We start from the raw sequence: 16,225 nt of genomic DNA on the forward strand, positions 1-16,225 counted from the left end.
CCTCAGGTACGCGACGGTGACGCTGTCACGAGGAGGTCGGAGCCACCACGGCTTCCTCGACATGCGGCACGTCCGAAGACACCGAAGACACCGAAGACTCGGACGACGACGACGACGCCGCGGCGGCGACCGCGATCGACTCCATCGCCCACAGCAGCGCCTCGGCCTCGGAAGGGGCCATGAGGTGGCTGTCGACGTACATCGTGATCTCCACCGCCTCGTCGGAGCCGTCGACGCTCAGGAACAGCGCCGAGGACGGCTCGTCGGAACGGTCGACCCAGGCGAACTCGCTGCGCTCCGGGCGGGGCACGTCCTGCAGCTCGCCGCCGAGGCGCCGGTCGTTGAGACTGACGTCGAGGGAGAACTGCGGCCCCCGGTCGGCGACCACGCCCGCGATCACCGCGTTGAGGTCGTGCCGGTTGTAGTAGGCGTGCTTGTACGCGGTGAGCGCGGCCCGGCGGGTGCGGTCCAGCACGTCGGTGAAGCCGCCGGCGGTGTCGATGACGCACAGCCCCATCTGCGAGACGGGAGCGACGACGCCGGCCAGCCCGGCCCGGTAGCGGTTGCTGGAGATCAGCCGCAGCGGCACCACGGTGACGCCCGTGACCTGGGCGAACGCGATGGCGAACGCGGCCGGCAGGGCGGGCGCCGGCTCGACACCGGCCCGCAGTGCCGCCGTGCGCAGCGCCGCCGGCAGGACCGTGGAGTGCAGGACGCCGGTCCAGTGCCGCGGGGTGCGCACGTCGCGGGACGGGGCGAGGCCCGGGTCGGGGATGGCACGCAGGTGGGTGTCCCAGTGCCGCAGCGAGGCCGCGTTCTGCCGTACGCCGGCCGGTGACGCCTGCAGCCGGGCCTGCTCGAGCGCGGAGTGCCCCTCGACGGGGGTGTCGGTGCGGGCGTCGGTCTCGGTCATCATCCGCACCGCGCCGGCGCCGTCCATGACGAGATGCGACATGATCAGGACCACGTGGGAGCACACCCCGGCCGTGCGGACGACGGCCATGCGGACCGGCCACTCGTGGACGTGGTCGAAGGGGACGGCGCGGAACCGGGCCTCGACCCCGGCCGGGTCGGCGTCGTCGAGGACCTCGAGGTCGATCGCGCCGGCGCCGTGCACGACCTGGTGCGGCGGCCCGTCGCCGGCGAAGACCAGCCGCGTGCGCATGCTCTCGTAGCGGCTCATCAGGTAGCGCAGCTCGCCGGCGACGTCGTCGATGGTGGTCCCGGGCGGCAGCGGCCGGGTCCCGCCCATCGCCAGGGAATGCCCGAGCGTGGTCATCTTGAGCCAGATGTCCAGCTGCCCCCAGGACAGCGGTCCGGTGCCCGCGCCGCCGCCTTCGAACGTCACCCGCATCCGCTTACTTTAGGACGCGGAAAAAACGCCGGCCTATGGGTGGGACCGCGACGGCAGGCCGTCGACCTTGAGCAGGGCGTCGTCGGCGTAGCACCACACCCACTCCTCACCCGGCTCGAAGGACTGGACCAGCGGGTGACCGCCGGTGTGGTAGTGCGCGGTGGCGTGCTTCGCCGGGGACGAGTCGCAGCAGCCGACGTGCCCGCACGTCAGGCACAGCCGCAGGTGCACCCAGCGTCCGCCGGCGGCGAGGCAGTCCTCGCAGCCGTCCGCGCTCGGCTGGACGTCGTGGATCTGGTCGAGGTGCTCACACGGGTTGCTCACGGAGCACACAGTATCCAATGGGCGATCGAGGAAACCCGTGGTTGGATTGGGTCCATGGCCAAGCCAGCGATCTTGACCGTGGACGACGATCCCGCGGTGTCCCGGGCGGTCGCCCGTGATCTCCGGAAGCAGTACGCCGAGGACTACCGCATCATCCGCGCCGACTCCGGTCAGGAGGCCCTGGACGCGCTCAAGGAGCTGAAGCTGCGCGGCGAGCAGGTCGCGGTGCTGCTCGCCGACTACCGCATGCCGAACATGACCGGCCTGCAGTTCCTCGAGGCCGCGATGGACCTGTTCCCGCGCGCCCGCCGGGTGCTGCTGACCGCGTACGCCGACACCGACGCCGCGATCCAGGCGATCAACGTCGTCGACCTCGACCACTACCTGCTCAAGCCGTGGCACCCGCCGGAGGAGAAGCTGTACCCGGTGATCGACGCCATGCTCGAGGCGTGGAAGGCCGCCCCCGACCGGCCGGTCGCCGACGTGAAGGTCGTCGGGCACCGGTGGTCGGCGCCGTCGTTCAAGGTGCGGGACTTCCTGGCCCGCAACATGGTGTCGTACCGCTGGTACACCACCGACGACGACGAAGGGCAGCGGCTGCTGACGGCGGCCGGGCTGACCGAGGCCGACGTCCCGCTCGTCGTCACCCAGGAGGGCAAGACCCTGGTCGCGCCGGGTGAGGCCGAGCTGGCGGTGCAGGTGGGTCTGACCACGACGCCCGCGTCCGACTTCTACGACCTCGTCGTCGTCGGCGGCGGGCCCGCCGGTCTCGGCGCGGCCGTCTACGGCGCCTCCGAGGGCCTGCGCACCGTGCTGCTGGAGGAGCGGGCGACGGGCGGGCAGGCCGGGCAGAGCAGCCGGATCGAGAACTACCTCGGCTTCCCCGACGGCGTGTCCGGCGCGCAGCTCACCGACCGGGCCCGCCGGCAGGCGGTGAAGTTCGGCGCCGAGCTGCTCACCGCGTGCAAGGTCACCCGACTGGCGGTGCAGGGCTCGGCGCGGGTCCTGCACTTCGAGGACGGCACGACGATCGCGGCGCACAGCGTCATCCTGGCCACCGGGGTCGCGTACCGGCGGCTGCGCGCACCGGGGCTGGAGCAGTTCCACGGCCGGGGCGTCTACTACGGCTCCGCGTCGACGGAGGCGCCGAGCTGCTCCGACCAGGACGTCTACATCGTCGGCGGGGCCAACTCGGCCGGGCAGGCCGCGATGTTCTTCAGCCGGTACGCGCGCCGCGTCCACCTCGTCATCCGCGCCCCCAACCTGGACGCGTCGATGTCGCGGTACCTGATCGAGCAGATCGCGGCGGTCCCGACGATCGAGGTCCACCCGTGCACGGAGATCGTCGGCGCCGACGGCGACGAGCACCTGGAGCGGCTCACGCTGCGGCCGGTCGACGGCGGCGCCGAGCGGACCGTCGACAGCTCCTGGCTCTTCATCTTCATCGGCGCGGAGCCCCGCACCGACTGGCTGGACGGCGTGGTGCAGCGCGACGCCCGCGGGTTCGTGCTGACCGGGCCGGACGTCGCCGCGAGCAGCGACCATCTGGCGCTCGGCCGTGACCCCTATCACCTGGAGTCGAGCGTCCCGGGAGTGTTCGCCGCGGGTGACGTGCGCGCAGACTCGGTGAAGAGGGTCGCATCGGCGGTCGGCGAAGGCGCGATGGCGGTCTCACTGGTGCACCGGTACTTGGTGGAGGGGCAATGAACAGGCCGGAGCGCAGCGAAGTGGCTGCTCATCATGGGCGCAGGTTTGGCTCAGTCCGGCGCCGGAGCGCCGCGGAGGTGACGGAATGAGCCGACGGCTTACCCAGGAAGAGCTCCGCGGGCTGTTCCTCTTCGAGGCGCTCGACGACGAGCAGCTGGACTGGCTCGCCGCCCGCGGCACCGCGGTGCGCTACGAGTCCGGGCGGCCGGTGTACCAGGAGGGCGAGCCGGCGACCTGCTTCGTGGTGCTGCTGTCCGGCACCGTGAGCCTCAGCCGGAACGTGCACGGCGACGACATCGAGCTCAGCCGCACCGACCAGGTCGGCGTCTACGGCGGCGCCACGCAGGCGTACCTCGGCGACCGGGTCCCGCAGGTCTACAACAACACGATGCACGCGATCACCGACTCCGAGCTGTACGAGCTGCCCGCCGTCGAGCTCGGCGCCGCGATGCGCGAGTGGTTCCCGATGGCGATGCACCTGCTCGAAGGCCTGTTCTTCGGCATGCGCAACGTCAACAACGCCGCCGCCGAGCGGGAGCGGCTCCTCGCCCTCGGCGCGCTGTCCGCCGGCCTGACCCACGAGCTCAACAACCCGGCCGCGGCGGCCGTGCGCGCCACCGCCGTCCTGCGCGACCGGGTCGCCGGCATGCGGCACAAGCTCGCGATGATCGCCGACGGCCGGCTCGACGGCCAGCAGCTGCACGGCCTCGTCGAGCTGCAGGAGCGCGCCGTCAAACTGGCCGCGACCGCCCCGAAGCGCTCCGCCCTGGACGCCAGCGACGCCGAGGACGCCGTCGGCGACTGGCTCGACGAGCGCGGCGTCAACGGCGCCTGGGACCTCGCCCCGACCCTGGTCGCCGGCGGTGTCGACGTGCCGTGGCTGGAGGACGTGAAGGTCTGCGTCGGCAAGCTCGACCTCGAGCCGGCCGTGCGCTGGCTCGTCTACACCATCGAGACCGAGCTGCTGATGGGCGAGATCGACGACGCCGTCACCCGCATCTCCGGTCTCGTCGGCGCGGCGAAGCAGTACTCGCAGCTGGACCGCGGGCCGTTCCAGGTCGCCGACGTCCACGAGCTGCTCGACGCGACCCTCATCATGCTCAACGCGAAGATCTCCAAGCAGGGGGTCAAGGTCGTCACCCGCTACGACCGGGACCTGCCGCCGATCCCCGCGTACGCCGCCGAGCTCAACCAGGTGTGGACCAACCTCATCGACAACGCGGTCGCCGCCATGCACGGCGACGGCACCCTCACCATCACCACGTCCCGCGACGGCGACTGCCTGGCGGTCGAGTTCGCCGACACCGGCACCGGCATCCCCGCCGAGGTCCGGCCGCGCATCTTCGAGCCGTTCTTCACCACCAAACCGGTCGGTGAGGGCACGGGGCTCGGGCTGGACATCTCGTACCGCATCGTGGTGAAGAAGCACCACGGCGACATCCGGGTCACGTCAAGCCCCGGCGACACCCGCTTCCTCGTCCTGCTGCCGCTGACCGAGCCCGCCCCCACCGCCTGACGCCGGTCGCCGCGGCCCGCCCGGCGCGGTCACGGTGCGGTGGGTCAGCAGCGTGACCACCGCCGCGGCCACCGCACCGGCCAGGGCCACCGCGACCGCCGCCCGGGCCGACGCGCCGTCGACGGCCGCACCCGCGAGCGCGCTGCCGAGGGCCGCCCCGGCCGCCGTCGCCGTGCTCGTCCACATGCGGGCCTCGGTGCCGGTGCCCGGCGGGGCGGCCAGGTCGGTCAGCTCGTAGGCGAGCGCGTTCAACGGCGCGAGGGGCACCCCGGCCAGGACGAACAGCCCCGCCAGCCACCAGAGGCCGGCGGGGAGCAGCAGCGGTGCCAGTACCAGCGCCATCGCGGCCGACAGCAGGGTGAACCTCGCCGGCGCCACGTGCGGCCCGAGGCTGCCCAGCAGGCTGCCCGCCGCGAACCCGCCCAGCAGGACCCCCGCGAACCCGGCCCGCCCGCCGGCGGTGGCGAACGCGGCCGCCGCCACCTGCACCGCGCCGATCGCGACGCCGAGCGCCGCTCGCGAGCCGACCAGCGACAGCACCGCCGGGGCCCGCAGCGGCCCGAGGACGCCCGCCCGTGCCGCGCGCGGCGCCGGCCGCCACGCCCGGGCCGGTGGCAGCAGCGCGAACCCCGCCGTCGCCACGACCGCGAGCGCCGCCGTCAGCACCAGCCCGAGCGCCGGCCGCCCGACCGCGACGACCGCGCCCGCCACGACCGGCCCGGCGATGAACCCGACCTCCAGCAGCGCGCTCTCCAGGCGGTACGACGCCCGCAGCTGCGCGCCCTCGCCGAGCATCGCGATCCAGATGCCGCGCATGCACGCCGCGACCGGTGGCCGTGCCGCGCCCGCGACGCCGGCGAGCGCGGCGAGGACCCACAGCGGCGCCGACGGCCGGGCCGCCAAGCCGAGCAGGGACCCTCCGTGCAGGGCCGCGGTCACGAGCAGCACCGGTGTCTGGCCGGTCCGGTCGACGAGCCGCCCGACGATCGGCGCCGCGGCGGCGGTACCGACGGCGAACACACCGGCGACGAGCCCTGCCGCGCCGAACGACCCCCGCTCGTGCTCCAGCAGCAGGACCAGCGCAAGGGCGACCGCCCCGGCCGACAACCGGGTGAGCAGGTTCGTGACCGCCAGGGCCGTCGCGAACGGCCGCCGCAGCACCGCCGCCCAGAGTTGTAGCACCCGGCAGTTCTACGCGACCGGCACCGCGACCCGCACGCGCTTTTTCCGGGTGTCCGTGTATGGTGCGAGCGCCGTTCGTCGATCGGGGAGATCAAGTATGGACACGCCGGAACCGGCACCGAGGTCGCGTCGCGGATGGGTCGACTGGGTCACCGGGCTCGCCGGTGCGCTCACCCTCGGGGCGCTGGGCGCCGGCCTCGGCGGCTGGCTCGCCTGGCAGGTGTCCGACGACCTGCCCGCCGACCGGTTCGCGCTGGAGACCGTCCAGCCGCTGGTGCCGGGCACCCGCCTGCACGCCCCGGACCAGCGGCACGAGCCACCGTTCGGCTACGACCCGCCGTACGAGGGCGTGCAGGCGCTGCTGTTCGGCGGCGACGACTACAACGGCGGCTACATCGCCTACCACGTCGACCCTCCGGCGCAGAACGTCACGGGCGCGATCGGCGTCGCCCGGGAGGCGCTCGTCAAGGACCACTACTGGAAGGTCGACACCCGCGCCCCGGACCTGCCCGGCCAGGCCGAGGGCGTCACCGCGGTCAGCCGCCACCTGGTCGTGCAGGTGTACCAGGAAGGGGCCGGCGGGCTCGTCCTGGAGATCGGCCGGCGGGAGCCGTCGGTGGTCGCCCCGCTGGTCGCCCTCTTCGGCCTGGTCGGGTTCGCCCTCGGCTGGGTCGGGATGCGCCGGGCCGTGGGCAGCGGCCGGGTGGCGGCCGGGACCGCATGGGCCGGCGTCGGGTGCCTGGCGCCGTGCACCCTGCTGACGTTTGCGGTCGTCGCCACGATGTACCTGGCGCCGGTGACCGAGCCGATCCCGTCCTGGGACGCCTACACCGGCATCGGCTTCCGCCTCCTGGCCAACATCGGGGTCCTGCTGCTGCTCGCCGCCACGGCCGCGACCGTGCTGGCCGAACGCCGCCGCCGCCGTTTCCCGCTGTCCTGACCCCTTTCGCGGCGCCGCCTCCGGCTGCCCCGGCCCTTCGCGGCGTCGCCTCCGGCTGCCCCTGACGCTTTCGCGGCGTCGCCTCCGGCTGCCCTGACCGTTCGCGGCGTCGCCTTCCGCTGCGCTGACCGTGTGGTCTTCGCTCGATTCGCGGGTGCCGCTGGCCGTTTCGGCAGGGCGGGCCGCACCTTCGGCGGCTGGCAACGCCGGTGAATGCCCGGCTACGGTGAGCGTCCGCTGTTGCCTCCATGGATGGATGCTGTGACCGCTCCCGCGGAACGACCCGTGCTCTCCCCGGAGGTCGCCGGGCGCGCGCCGACGACCGTGACCCCCGCGAACGGGTTCTCCCGGATCAGTTCGCCGGTCACGATCCTCGTCGCCGGGGCGCCCGGAGCGGGCAAGGACATGCTCTGCGACTCGTGGACGACGGCGCAGCGGGGCAGTCCCGACCCGACCGAGATGAGCGACGACCGCGAGGACATGAACTTCGTCGTCGCGCGGTCCCGGACCATGTGGTTCCCGAAGCGGACCAAGGTCACCCTGACCATCGTGCCCGGCCAGGCGAGCCGCGAGCGGACCAGGACCTTCGGCGACCGGCTCATGCCCGGGCACACGACGATGGGCGCGGTCTACGTGACCTGCTGGGGGCACAACGAGATCTGGGACACCCGCGGCGACGCCGCCCTGGTCCGTAAGGTGCTGCGCACGACCGCGGGCAGCCCCGGCCACCGGCTCGCCGAGGACCACCTGAAGAAGCTGCGGGAGCTGCTGCTCAAGCGCGAGGAGCAGGACCTGGAGGACGCGCTGCAACGCCTCGCGGCGTCCTGGGTCCGCAACCCGGCCGGCGGCCGGCCGCGGTTCCTCATGGTCGCCGTCAACAAGGCCGACCTCTTCTGGTCGCGGATCGACGAGGCGCTGGAGTACTACCGGACCTCGGCGTTCGGGCGGCGGCTGGCGGCGTTCGGCCGCCGGTTCGGCCTGGAGGTCGACGTCGTCCCGGTGAGCACCGGACCGCAGCGCTGGGACCCCGACCCGCTGCTGGCCTGCAGCGTGGAGCCGGAGCTGGAGCCGGCCGACTCACTGGTCCTGCTGACCGAGTTCTTCGCCCGTCTGGAGGCGCACTGTGGCGTTCGGTGAGGCCGGCTCCCGGGAACCCACCGGCGCCGAGTTCGAGGAGTACCTGGCCACCGCCGAGCGTCTCCTGCGCGACTCGGACGCCCTGCGCCGCCGGGGCGCGACCGCCCGGATCGCGGGCTCCGCGGCGTCCATCCTGCTGCTGCCGGTGGTGGTCGCCGTCGCCATGGCGGCACGGACGGACGCCGTGAGCCTGGTCGTCACCGCGCTGGTGTGGCTCGGCGCCTCCGTCGCCGCCACGCGGGTGGTGCAGCAGATGGTCGTGGCCGCCGCCCGGGAACAGCTCTCCCGCGACTCCGAGGCCGCGGCCCGGATCGCCCGGCTGCTCAGCGACGTGTTGCCGATCATCGCGGAGGACGAGGGCTGGACCCACATCCGCGTACGGGTGGCGGAGAGCCGGCTGGCCCGCCTGCCGCTGGGCGTGGAGGACCGCTGATGAAGGGCCCCTCACCGGAAGCCGTCGGCCGGGCAGCCGACTGGTCGGCGGTCCTCGCCATCGTGGTCACCGGGTCGGTCTTCGTGCTGAAGCACTTCGGCCCCTGGGACCCCGACACCGACGCCGGGGACCTGCTGCTCGTCGGCATCTGCGCGACGATCCTGGGCATTCGTGTCGTCTGGCGCCTCCTCAGCCCGGTCTCCGACGACGGCGTGCACTTCGAGACCGGCGGCGGCCGGAGCTGGCTGTTCCTGGCCCTGTTCGCCGGCGCGCTGATGGCCGCCGGCGGGGTGGTCGCCGTGGTGTGGGCACTGATCGCCGGCAAGCAGGGCGGCCCACCCACGTAGACGCGCGTGATGCGCGGGGGCGGGCGGCACGTCGGCGGCGGTCACGGGTCGGGGGTGGGTGGTGGCACGTCTAGGCGTTGGTGGATGGCGCTACCGGAGCGGCGCCGACCGCTTCACTAAGCACCGTAACGCATACCACCTAATTGATCTTCAATGGCGTAGCGTCGGAGTCACCAAGTGTAAGAGTCGCGGGTCAGGCAGCGTCGCGGGCGCCCAAGTGCTGGCCGGTCGACTCCCTGGTGCGTGCCCTCGACCATACGGGTGCGTGGACGGTGCTGGTCGTCGGTGGCCCGTGACACCGGCTCGAGGATGGCGATCCTTGCCCTGGCAAGGGGCGGTCATGCGAACATATGTTCGTGTCCGACGGGGCCTCGATCCTGCACGCTGACCTGGACGCGTTCTACGCGTCGGTGGAGCAGCGCGACGACCCGCGCCTGCGGGGGCGGCCGGTGATCGTCGGTGGCGGGGTGGTGCTCGCGTGCAGCTACGAGGCGAAGCGGCGCGGGGTGCGCACCGCGATGGGTGGGCGGCAGGCGCGGCAGCTGTGCCCGGAGGCGGTCGTCGTGCCGCCGCGGATGCGGGCGTACTCAGAGGCCAGCCGGCGGGTGTTCGAGGTGTTCCGGGACACGACGCCGGTCGTGGAGGGGATCTCGATCGACGAGGCGTTCCTCGACGTGCGGGGGCTGTGGCGGATCGCGGGGACCCCGCGGCGGATCGCCGAGCAGCTGCGGGCCGACGTGCTGCGGGAGGTCGGGCTGCCGATCACGGTCGGGGTGGCGCGGACGAAGTTCCTGGCGAAGGTGGCCAGCGGGGTCGCCAAGCCTGACGGGCTGCTGGTCGTGGAGCCCGCCGACGAGCTCACGTTCCTGCACGCGCTGCCCGTGCAGCGGCTGTGGGGTGTCGGGGCCGTCACGGCGGCGAAGCTGCACGCGCACCGGGTCATGACGGTGGGGCAGGTCGCCCGGCTCGGTGAGGCGACCCTGGTGTCGATGCTCGGCGAGGGCACGGGGCGGCACCTGCACGCCCTCGCGCACAACCGGGACCCGCGGCCGGTGCAGACCAACCGGCGCCGCCGGTCGATGGGGGCGCAGCGGGCCCTCGGCCGCGGGCCGCACCAGCCGGCGTTCGTCGACGCGGTCCTCGCGGAGCTGGTGGACCGGGTCTGCCGGCGCCTGCGGGCCGCCGAGCGGGGCGGCCGCACGGTCGTGCTGCGGATGCGGTTCGCGGACTTCACGAAGGCGACGCGCTCGCACACCCTGGCGAAGGAGACGTGGCACACCGCGACGATTCTGGACGCCGTACAGATGCTGCATCACAAAGAAGCGTCGCTGATCGCGAACCGGGGGCTGACGCTCATCGGCATCGCCGTGGCGAACCTGGACGGGGACGGCGCCGTGCAGCTGGAGCTGCCGCTGCGGGCGCACACCGGCGGTGAGCTGGACCAGGCGATGGACCAGGTCCGGGACCGGTTCGGCTCGGCGGCGCTGACGAGGGCGTCGCTGCTGGGCCGGCAGCAGGGGCCCACAACTCCCCTGCTGCCGGACTAGCTCAGCCGCGCAGTGCCTTGATGGTGTCGCGGTACCAGTGCGCGGACTGCTTCGGGGTGCGCTCCTGCGTGTCGTAGTCGACGTAGACGATGCCGAAGCGCTTGTCGTAGCCGTAGGCCCACTCGAAGTTGTCCATGAGCGACCACGCGAAGTAGCCGCGGATGTCCGCGCCCTGCTGGCGGGCCACGGCGACCGCGCCGATGTGGGAGTCGAAGTAGGCGACCCGGTCGTCGTCGCGGACGAAGCCGGTCTCGTCGGGCTCGTCGTAGAAGGCGGAGCCGTTCTCGGTGACGAAGATCGGCAGCCGGTAGTCCTCCCACAGGCGCACGAGGAGCTGGGTGAAGCCCTCGGGGACGATCTCCCAGCCCATCGCGGTGATCGGGCGGCCGGTCGGGATGGGGCGGCTGACGGGCAGGCCGGTGGCGTCGTGGGTGTTGCCGTCCTCGTCGACGCCGGAGACCGTCTCGCTGAAGTAGTAGTTGACGCCCAGGACGTCCAGCGGCGTCTTGATGACCTCGAGGTCGCCGTCCTGCACGGGCAGCTCGATGCCCTGCGCGGCGAGGTCCGCGACGAGGTCCGCCGGGTACCGGCCGTGCACGAGCGGGTCGAGGTAGATGCGGGTGCTGAGCGCGTCGCTGCGCCGGGCGGCGTCGCGGTCGGCGGCGCTGTCGGTCTCGGGGGTGCTGACGCCCATGTTGAGCGTGATGCCGAACTCGTGGTGCGGGGCCGCCGCCGCCTTCATGCGCTGGGTCGCGAGGCCGTGACCGAGCAGGAGGTGGTGCACGGCGTGCATGCTGGCGGCGAAGTCGCGCCGGCCGGGGGCGTGCACGCCGTAGGCGTAGCCGAGCATCGCCGAGCACCACGGCTCGTTGAGCGTCGTCCAGGTCTTGACGCGGTCCTTGAGCGCGTCGAAGACGAGCATGCTGTAGTCCGCGAAGCGGTAGGCGGTGTCGCGGACGGGCCAGCCGCCGGCGTCCTCCAGCTCCTGCGGCAGGTCCCAGTGGTACAGGGTGATCCACGGCTCGACGCCGTTGGCGAGCAGCTCGTCGGTGAGCCGGTCGTAGAAGCCGAGCCCGGCCGGGTTGACCGGGCCGCGGCCGCGGGGCTGGACCCGCGGCCACGCCACGGAGAACCGGTAGAGGTCGACGCCGAGGTCGCGGATCAGCGCGACGTCCTGCGGCATGCGGTGGTAGTGGTCGCAGGCGACCTCGCCGGTGTCACCCTTGTCGATCGCGTCGGGCACCTCGCAGAACGTGTCCCAGATGGACCGGGTCCGCCCGTCCTCGTCGACCGCGCCCTCGATCTGGTAGGCCGAGGTCGCCACTCCCCAACGGAAGGAAGGCGGGAGTGTGGCGATCGGGTTCTGCACATCGAGGGGTGTCGCGGTCGTGTCCATGGTTCTCCTGTTTGCAGTTACTGGGACGGTGTGCCCGTGGCAGGCTCAGCCGGCGGTGACCGGATGCAGCCAGCAGGCGACGGTGCGGGGCTCACCGACGTGATCGTCGGGCTTGCCCAGGATCGGGATCTTGGTCGGGCACGGCTCGAACGCCTTCGGGCAGCGCGGGTGGAACGCGCAGCCGGACGGCATGCCGCGCAGGTCGGGCGGCGAGCCGGGGATGCCGGCCAGCTCCCGCCGTTCGCCGCGCAGCGCGGGGAACGAGCGCAGCAGCCCGGCGCTGTACGGGTGCTTCGGGTCGCGGTAGATCGCCGCCGAAGGCGCCTCTTCCACGATCCGCCCGCCGTACATGATCGCGATCCGGTCGGAGAACTCGACCAGCAGCGACAGGTCGTGCGTGATGAACAGGACGGAGAAGCCGAGCCGCTCGCGCAGCTCGACGAGCTGGCCGAGGATCTGCCGCTGCATGACGACGTCGAGCGCGGTGGTCGGCTCGTCCATGATGACCAGCTGCGGTTCCAGGGCGAGCGCCATGCCGATCATGACGCGCTGGCGCATGCCGCCGGACAGCTGGTGCGGGTACGCGTCGAGCCGGTCCTCGGCAATGCCGACGAGCCGCAGCAGCTCCTTGGCCCGCGCGACCCGGGCCGCCTTGGTGGAGCTCGGGTCGTGCGCCTTGATCGCGTCCATCAGGCCGACGGAGATCTTGTGCACCGGGTTGAGCGAGTTCATCGCGCCCTGGAACACGATCGACGTCTCCGCCCACCGGTACTTGCGCAGGTCCTCGTTGGAGAGGTTCAGCACGTCGTACGGGTCGCCGGTCGGCGGGTGGTAGATGACGGAGCCGTTGGCGACGACGCCGGGCGGCGGGAGCAGCCGGGTGACGCCGTAGGCGAGGGTCGACTTGCCACTGCCGCTCTCGCCGGCGAGGCCGACGACCTCGCCGCGGTGGATGGTGAGGCTGACGTCGCGGACCGCCTTGACCCCCTCCTCGCCGAGACCGTAATCGACGTCGAGGTTCTTGATCTCCAGCAGCGGCCGGGTCAGGGTGCGGGTCATGGCTTCGCTCCATACTCCACCGAGCCGACGGCGTCGTCGAGGTCGTCGGTCGGGCCGGTCTGCTTGGTCTGGTGCTTGATCTCGATCTCGGGGGTGCTGTCGGCGCGGCCGCGGATGACGGGCGTGAACCCGACCCGCATGGTGACCTTGTCGCCGTTGGGGGCGCGCCGGGAGCCCGCGCCGGAGGTGCGCAGGCGGGGGCTGACGAACTCGTCGATGCCGAAGTTGATCAGGCTGAGCGCGGTGCCGAGGAACGCGATGGCCAGACCGGCCGGCACGAACCACCACCAGGCGCCCTGCGCGAGGGCCTGCTGGCCCTGCGCCCAGAACAGGATCGTGCCCCAGTTCCAGGTCGACACCGACGAGATGCCGATGAACGCGAGGGTGATCTCGGACATGACGGCGAAGATGACGGTGCCGACGAAGCTGGACGCGATGATCGCGGTCAGGTTCGGCAGGATCTCGAACAGCACGATCCGCCAGGTCTTCTCGCCGGTCGCGCGGGACGCCTCGACGTAGTCCCGCCGTCTCAGCGACAGGGTCTGTGCTCGGAGGACCCGGGCGCCGTACGCCCAGGACGTACACCCGATGACCAGCGCCACGACGATGTCGCCGGCGTTGGTGATGGTGGACGTCACGATGATGATCAGCGGCAGGCCGGGGATGACCAGGAAGACGTTGGACACCGCGGAGAGGCTCTCGTCGGCGGCGCCGCCGAGGTAGCCGGACGTGACGCCGATGAGCACCGACAGGATCGTCGCGACGATGCCGGCGATCGCGCCGACCACGACGACGCCGCGGGCGCCGACGAGGATCTGGCTGAAGATGTCCTTGCCGAGGTGGTCGGTGCCGAACCAGTGCGAGCCGGACGGCGCCTGCAGCTTGTCGGCCGTGATGAGGTCCGGGTCGTACGGCGAGATCCACGGCCCGATGATCGCGATGAGCACGTAGATGCCGAGCACGATGAGGCCGGTCGCGGCCTTGCCGTTGGCGATGAACCGGAACCGCTTGCGCTTCGCCTTCGAGGCCGGCTTCACGCTCGGCTGGGCCATCGAACCCTGGCCCGGGATCACCTGCTCGATGCTGGACGGGGTGACGGTCATCTCAACCACTCTTTCGGGTGCGCGGGTCGAGCAGCAGGTAGGCCACGTCGGCCAGCAGGTTGGCCACCAGCACCGAGATCGTGATGACCAGGAAGATGCCCTGCATCAGCGGGTAGTCGTAGGCCTGGACACCCTGGAAGAGCTGGTAACCCACGCCCGGGTAGGAGAACACGATCTCCACCAGGAGAGTGCCGCCGACGATGTAGCCCAGCGACAGCGCGAAGCCGGACACGTTGGGCAGCAGCGCGTTGCGGGCGGCGTAGCTGAAGGCGACCCGCTTGTCGGACAGGCCCTTGGCGTGCGCGACGGTGATGTAGTCCTCCGAGGAGACGGTGACCATCATGTTGCGCATGCCGAGGATCCAGCCGCTCATCGAGGAGATGAGGATCGTCGCCGCGGGCAGGATGCTGTGGTTGAGCGCGCTGCCGATGAAGTACTGGTCGAACGCCGGCACCAGGCCGGGGGTGAAGCCGCCGGACGACGGGAACCAGCTGCCGGGGCCGGCGAGCAGGGCGATCGCGACGAGACCGAGCCAGAAGTACGGCACCGAGGACAGGAACGTGGTCGCCGGCAGCAGGCTGTCGATCCACGAGCCGCGCTTCCAGCCGGCGCCGACGCCCAGCGCGGTGCCGATGATGAAGCTCAGGATCGTGGTGATGCCGACCAGGCCGATCGTCCACGGCAGGCTCTGGCCGATGACCTCGGACACCGACGTCGGGTAGAACGTGAACGACAGGCCGAGGTCGCCGTGCAGCAGCTGCTTCCAGTAGCCGATGTACTGCTCCCAGAGGCTCTGGTCCTTGTCGAGGCCGAACAGCACCTTGATGGACTGGATCGCGTCGCTGGACAGCCGGCCCTGGTTCTTGGAGATCAGGGCGCTGACCGGGTCGCCGGGCATGACCCGCGGGATGAAGAAGTTGAGGGTGATCGCCGCCCACGCCGTGAACAGGTAGAAGGCGAAGCGTTGCAGCAGGAACTTCATCGTGCCTCCTCCGTCAGCGTCAGAGCCGGCGGCGTGGGGATGGCGGCGCTGCCGTCGGCAGCGGAGCCGATGCCTTCTTTGGCGACGGTGTCCGCGTCGTACAGCCAGCAGGCGGCCCAGTGCCCGTCGCGGTCACCGATCTCCAGCCGCGGCGGCAGGTCGACCTTGCAGCGGGGCATGGCGTGCGGGCAGCGGGGGTTGAAGCGGCAGCCGGCGGGGGGCCGGATCAGGCTCGGCGGCTCGCCGTTGCCCCGGTCCATGTTCGCCGGGTCGGCGATGCCTTCGATGCGGTCCGGGTCGGGCGCGGACTCGATCAGCAGCCGCGTGTACGGGTGCGCGGGGTTCTGCGTGACGGTCTCGCTGTCGCCGCCCTCGACCATCCGGCCGGCGTACATGACCATGGTCTCGTCGGCGAAGTAACGGGCCGAGGCGATGTCGTGCGTGATGTACAGGATGGCGAGGTTGAGCCGTTCCTTCAGGTCACGCAGCAGGTTGAGGATGCCGAGGCGGATCGACACGTCGAGCATGGAGACCGGCTCGTCGGCGAGCAGGGCCTCGGGGTCGGCGCCGAGGGCGCGGGCGATCGCGACGCGCTGGCGCTGGCCGCCGGACAGCTCGTGCGGGAACTTGTCGATGTAGCGCTCGGGCGGGGTGAGGCTGACCCGGGTCAGCAGGTTCGCGAGGGCTTCCTCGAGCTCGGCCGCGGTCTTGCCGGCGTTGCCGTGGATCTTCAGCGACCGGGTGAGGTGGTAGCGGACCGTGTGCACCGGGTTGAGCGAACCGAACGGGTCCTGGAAGATGAGCTGCACGCGCTTGACGTAGTTCCGGAAGCGCCTGCCCCCGTTGACCTTGGTCGACGTGCCGTGCAGCAGGATGTCGCCGCCGGTGCGCGGGTAGAGCTGCGCGAGCAGCCGGGCGACTGTGGACTTGCCGGAGCCGGACTCGCCGACCAGTGCCGTGACCCTGCCCCGTCGCAGAGTGAAGGAGACGTCGTCCACCGCGTGGACGGCTGCCTTGGTGCCGGAGAAAAGGTCACGCATTCGCCTGCGGACGGGGAAATGCTTGGTCAGGCCGACAGCCTCCAGCACCACCTCGCCGACCGGCGCCGCCGTGCTTTCGCTCAACGTCATGCCGATGTTCCTGTCTTGGGGTGTCGTCACGGGGTGGCGCTCCCCGGGTTGCCCGCGCGGGCAACCCG

General features: G+C 71.9%; 15 protein-coding genes. 7 read left to right on the plus strand and 8 right to left on the minus strand.

What is annotated here, in order from left to right:
- Window positions 1-25 precede the first annotated feature (25 nt).
- Together AB0I21_RS14395 and AB0I21_RS14400 are read right to left on the minus strand one after the other, a co-directional pair.
- Window positions 26-1,354, minus strand: coding sequence for a condensation domain-containing protein (locus AB0I21_RS14395; protein WP_360561230.1), 1,329 nt, complete (start codon window positions 1,352-1,354; stop codon window positions 26-28).
- Window positions 1,355-1,387: 33 nt separating this feature from the next.
- A complete protein-coding gene (locus tag AB0I21_RS14400) occupies window positions 1,388-1,678 on the minus strand; it encodes a UBP-type zinc finger domain-containing protein (RefSeq protein WP_360561232.1) in 291 nt (96 codons plus the stop codon).
- Between the two features lie 54 nt (window positions 1,679-1,732).
- Here AB0I21_RS14400 and AB0I21_RS14405 point away from each other — a divergent pair, with 54 nt between their 5' ends.
- The gene (locus tag AB0I21_RS14405) at window positions 1,733-3,385 is read left to right on the plus strand and encodes an FAD-dependent oxidoreductase (RefSeq protein ID WP_360561233.1); all 1,653 of its coding nucleotides are present in this window, start codon (window positions 1,733-1,735) and stop codon (window positions 3,383-3,385) included.
- Window positions 3,386-3,470: 85 nt separating this feature from the next.
- Window positions 3,471-4,901: an ATP-binding protein gene (locus tag AB0I21_RS14410; protein WP_360561235.1), complete on the plus strand. Its 1,431-nt coding sequence runs from the start codon at window positions 3,471-3,473 to the stop codon at window positions 4,899-4,901.
- On the opposite strand, the gene AB0I21_RS14415 is transcribed toward AB0I21_RS14410, so the two are convergent.
- The gene (locus AB0I21_RS14415; RefSeq protein WP_360561236.1) at window positions 4,836-6,083 is read right to left on the minus strand and encodes an MFS transporter; all 1,248 of its coding nucleotides are present in this window, start codon (window positions 6,081-6,083) and stop codon (window positions 4,836-4,838) included. The genes AB0I21_RS14410 and AB0I21_RS14415 overlap by 66 nt on opposite strands.
- Window positions 6,084-6,180: 97 nt before the next feature.
- Between AB0I21_RS14415 and AB0I21_RS14420 the strand changes: the two genes are divergently transcribed.
- The 5 genes from AB0I21_RS14420 to dinB all read left to right on the plus strand — a co-directional run bounded on the left by AB0I21_RS14420 (window position 6,181) and on the right by dinB (window position 10,487).
- Window positions 6,181-7,023: a hypothetical protein gene (locus AB0I21_RS14420; RefSeq protein ID WP_360561238.1), complete on the plus strand. Its 843-nt coding sequence runs from the start codon at window positions 6,181-6,183 to the stop codon at window positions 7,021-7,023.
- Window positions 7,024-7,284: 261 nt separating this feature from the next.
- Window positions 7,285-8,160: a hypothetical protein gene (locus tag AB0I21_RS14425; RefSeq protein ID WP_360561240.1), complete on the plus strand. Its 876-nt coding sequence runs from the start codon at window positions 7,285-7,287 to the stop codon at window positions 8,158-8,160.
- Window positions 8,147-8,593 carry a hypothetical protein gene (locus AB0I21_RS14430; RefSeq protein ID WP_360561241.1) on the plus strand — a complete coding sequence of 149 codons (447 nt, stop codon included), beginning with the start codon at window positions 8,147-8,149 and terminating at the stop codon, window positions 8,591-8,593. Before AB0I21_RS14425 ends, AB0I21_RS14430 begins: the two co-directional genes overlap by 14 nt.
- Window positions 8,593-8,940, plus strand: a complete 348-nt coding sequence (locus AB0I21_RS14435) for a hypothetical protein (RefSeq protein WP_360561242.1) — start codon at window positions 8,593-8,595, stop codon at window positions 8,938-8,940. The genes AB0I21_RS14430 and AB0I21_RS14435 overlap by 1 nt, the downstream gene beginning before the upstream one ends.
- A gap of 356 nt (window positions 8,941-9,296) precedes the next feature.
- Window positions 9,297-10,487, plus strand: coding sequence for a DNA polymerase IV (gene dinB / locus AB0I21_RS14440; RefSeq protein ID WP_360561244.1), 1,191 nt, complete (start codon window positions 9,297-9,299; stop codon window positions 10,485-10,487).
- A gap of 1 nt (window position 10,488) precedes the next feature.
- On the opposite strand, the gene AB0I21_RS14445 is transcribed toward dinB, so the two are convergent.
- Genes AB0I21_RS14445 through AB0I21_RS14465 form a run of 5 tightly spaced genes read right to left on the minus strand, consistent with a single transcriptional unit; the run spans window position 10,489 to window position 16,157 of the window.
- Window positions 10,489-11,883, minus strand: a complete 1,395-nt coding sequence (locus AB0I21_RS14445; protein ID WP_344499156.1) for a GH1 family beta-glucosidase — start codon at window positions 11,881-11,883, stop codon at window positions 10,489-10,491.
- 45 nt (window positions 11,884-11,928) lie between these two features.
- On the minus strand, window positions 11,929-12,930 hold the full coding sequence (locus AB0I21_RS14450) for an ABC transporter ATP-binding protein (protein ID WP_360561258.1): 1,002 nt from the start codon (window positions 12,928-12,930) through the stop codon (window positions 11,929-11,931).
- A gap of 8 nt (window positions 12,931-12,938) precedes the next feature.
- Complete coding sequence (locus AB0I21_RS14455) at window positions 12,939-14,045, minus strand: ABC transporter permease (RefSeq protein WP_360561246.1); 1,107 nt, start codon at window positions 14,043-14,045, stop codon at window positions 12,939-12,941.
- Between the two features lies 1 nt (window position 14,046).
- A complete protein-coding gene (locus AB0I21_RS14460) occupies window positions 14,047-15,027 on the minus strand; it encodes an ABC transporter permease (protein ID WP_344499150.1) in 981 nt (326 codons plus the stop codon).
- Window positions 15,024-16,157: an ABC transporter ATP-binding protein gene (locus AB0I21_RS14465; protein WP_360561248.1), complete on the minus strand. Its 1,134-nt coding sequence runs from the start codon at window positions 16,155-16,157 to the stop codon at window positions 15,024-15,026. Before AB0I21_RS14465 ends, AB0I21_RS14460 begins: the two co-directional genes overlap by 4 nt.
- Window positions 16,158-16,225 lie beyond the last annotated feature (68 nt).

The sequence above is a fragment of the Dactylosporangium sp. NPDC050588 genome, assembly GCF_040654975.1.
Lineage (GTDB): Bacteria > Actinomycetota > Actinomycetes > Mycobacteriales > Micromonosporaceae > Dactylosporangium > Dactylosporangium maewongense.

Bases quoted from the DNA above. Each gene is read 5' to 3' on its own strand.
- AB0I21_RS14395 (WP_360561230.1), bottom strand. From the start codon at position 1,354: ATGCGGGTGACGTTCGAAGGCGGCGGCGCGGGCACCGGACCGCTGTCC.
- AB0I21_RS14405 (WP_360561233.1), top strand. From the start codon at position 1,733: ATGGCCAAGCCAGCGATCTTGACCGTGGACGACGATCCCGCGGTGTCC.
- AB0I21_RS14410 (WP_360561235.1), top strand. From the start codon at position 3,471: ATGAGCCGACGGCTTACCCAGGAAGAGCTCCGCGGGCTGTTCCTCTTC.
- AB0I21_RS14420 (WP_360561238.1), top strand. From the start codon at position 6,181: ATGGACACGCCGGAACCGGCACCGAGGTCGCGTCGCGGATGGGTCGAC.
- AB0I21_RS14435 (WP_360561242.1), top strand. From the start codon at position 8,593: ATGAAGGGCCCCTCACCGGAAGCCGTCGGCCGGGCAGCCGACTGGTCG.
- AB0I21_RS14445 (WP_344499156.1), bottom strand. From the start codon at position 11,883: ATGGACACGACCGCGACACCCCTCGATGTGCAGAACCCGATCGCCACA.
- AB0I21_RS14455 (WP_360561246.1), bottom strand. From the start codon at position 14,045: ATGACCGTCACCCCGTCCAGCATCGAGCAGGTGATCCCGGGCCAGGGT.
- AB0I21_RS14460 (WP_344499150.1), bottom strand. From the start codon at position 15,027: ATGAAGTTCCTGCTGCAACGCTTCGCCTTCTACCTGTTCACGGCGTGG.
- AB0I21_RS14465 (WP_360561248.1), bottom strand. From the start codon at position 16,157: ATGACGTTGAGCGAAAGCACGGCGGCGCCGGTCGGCGAGGTGGTGCTG.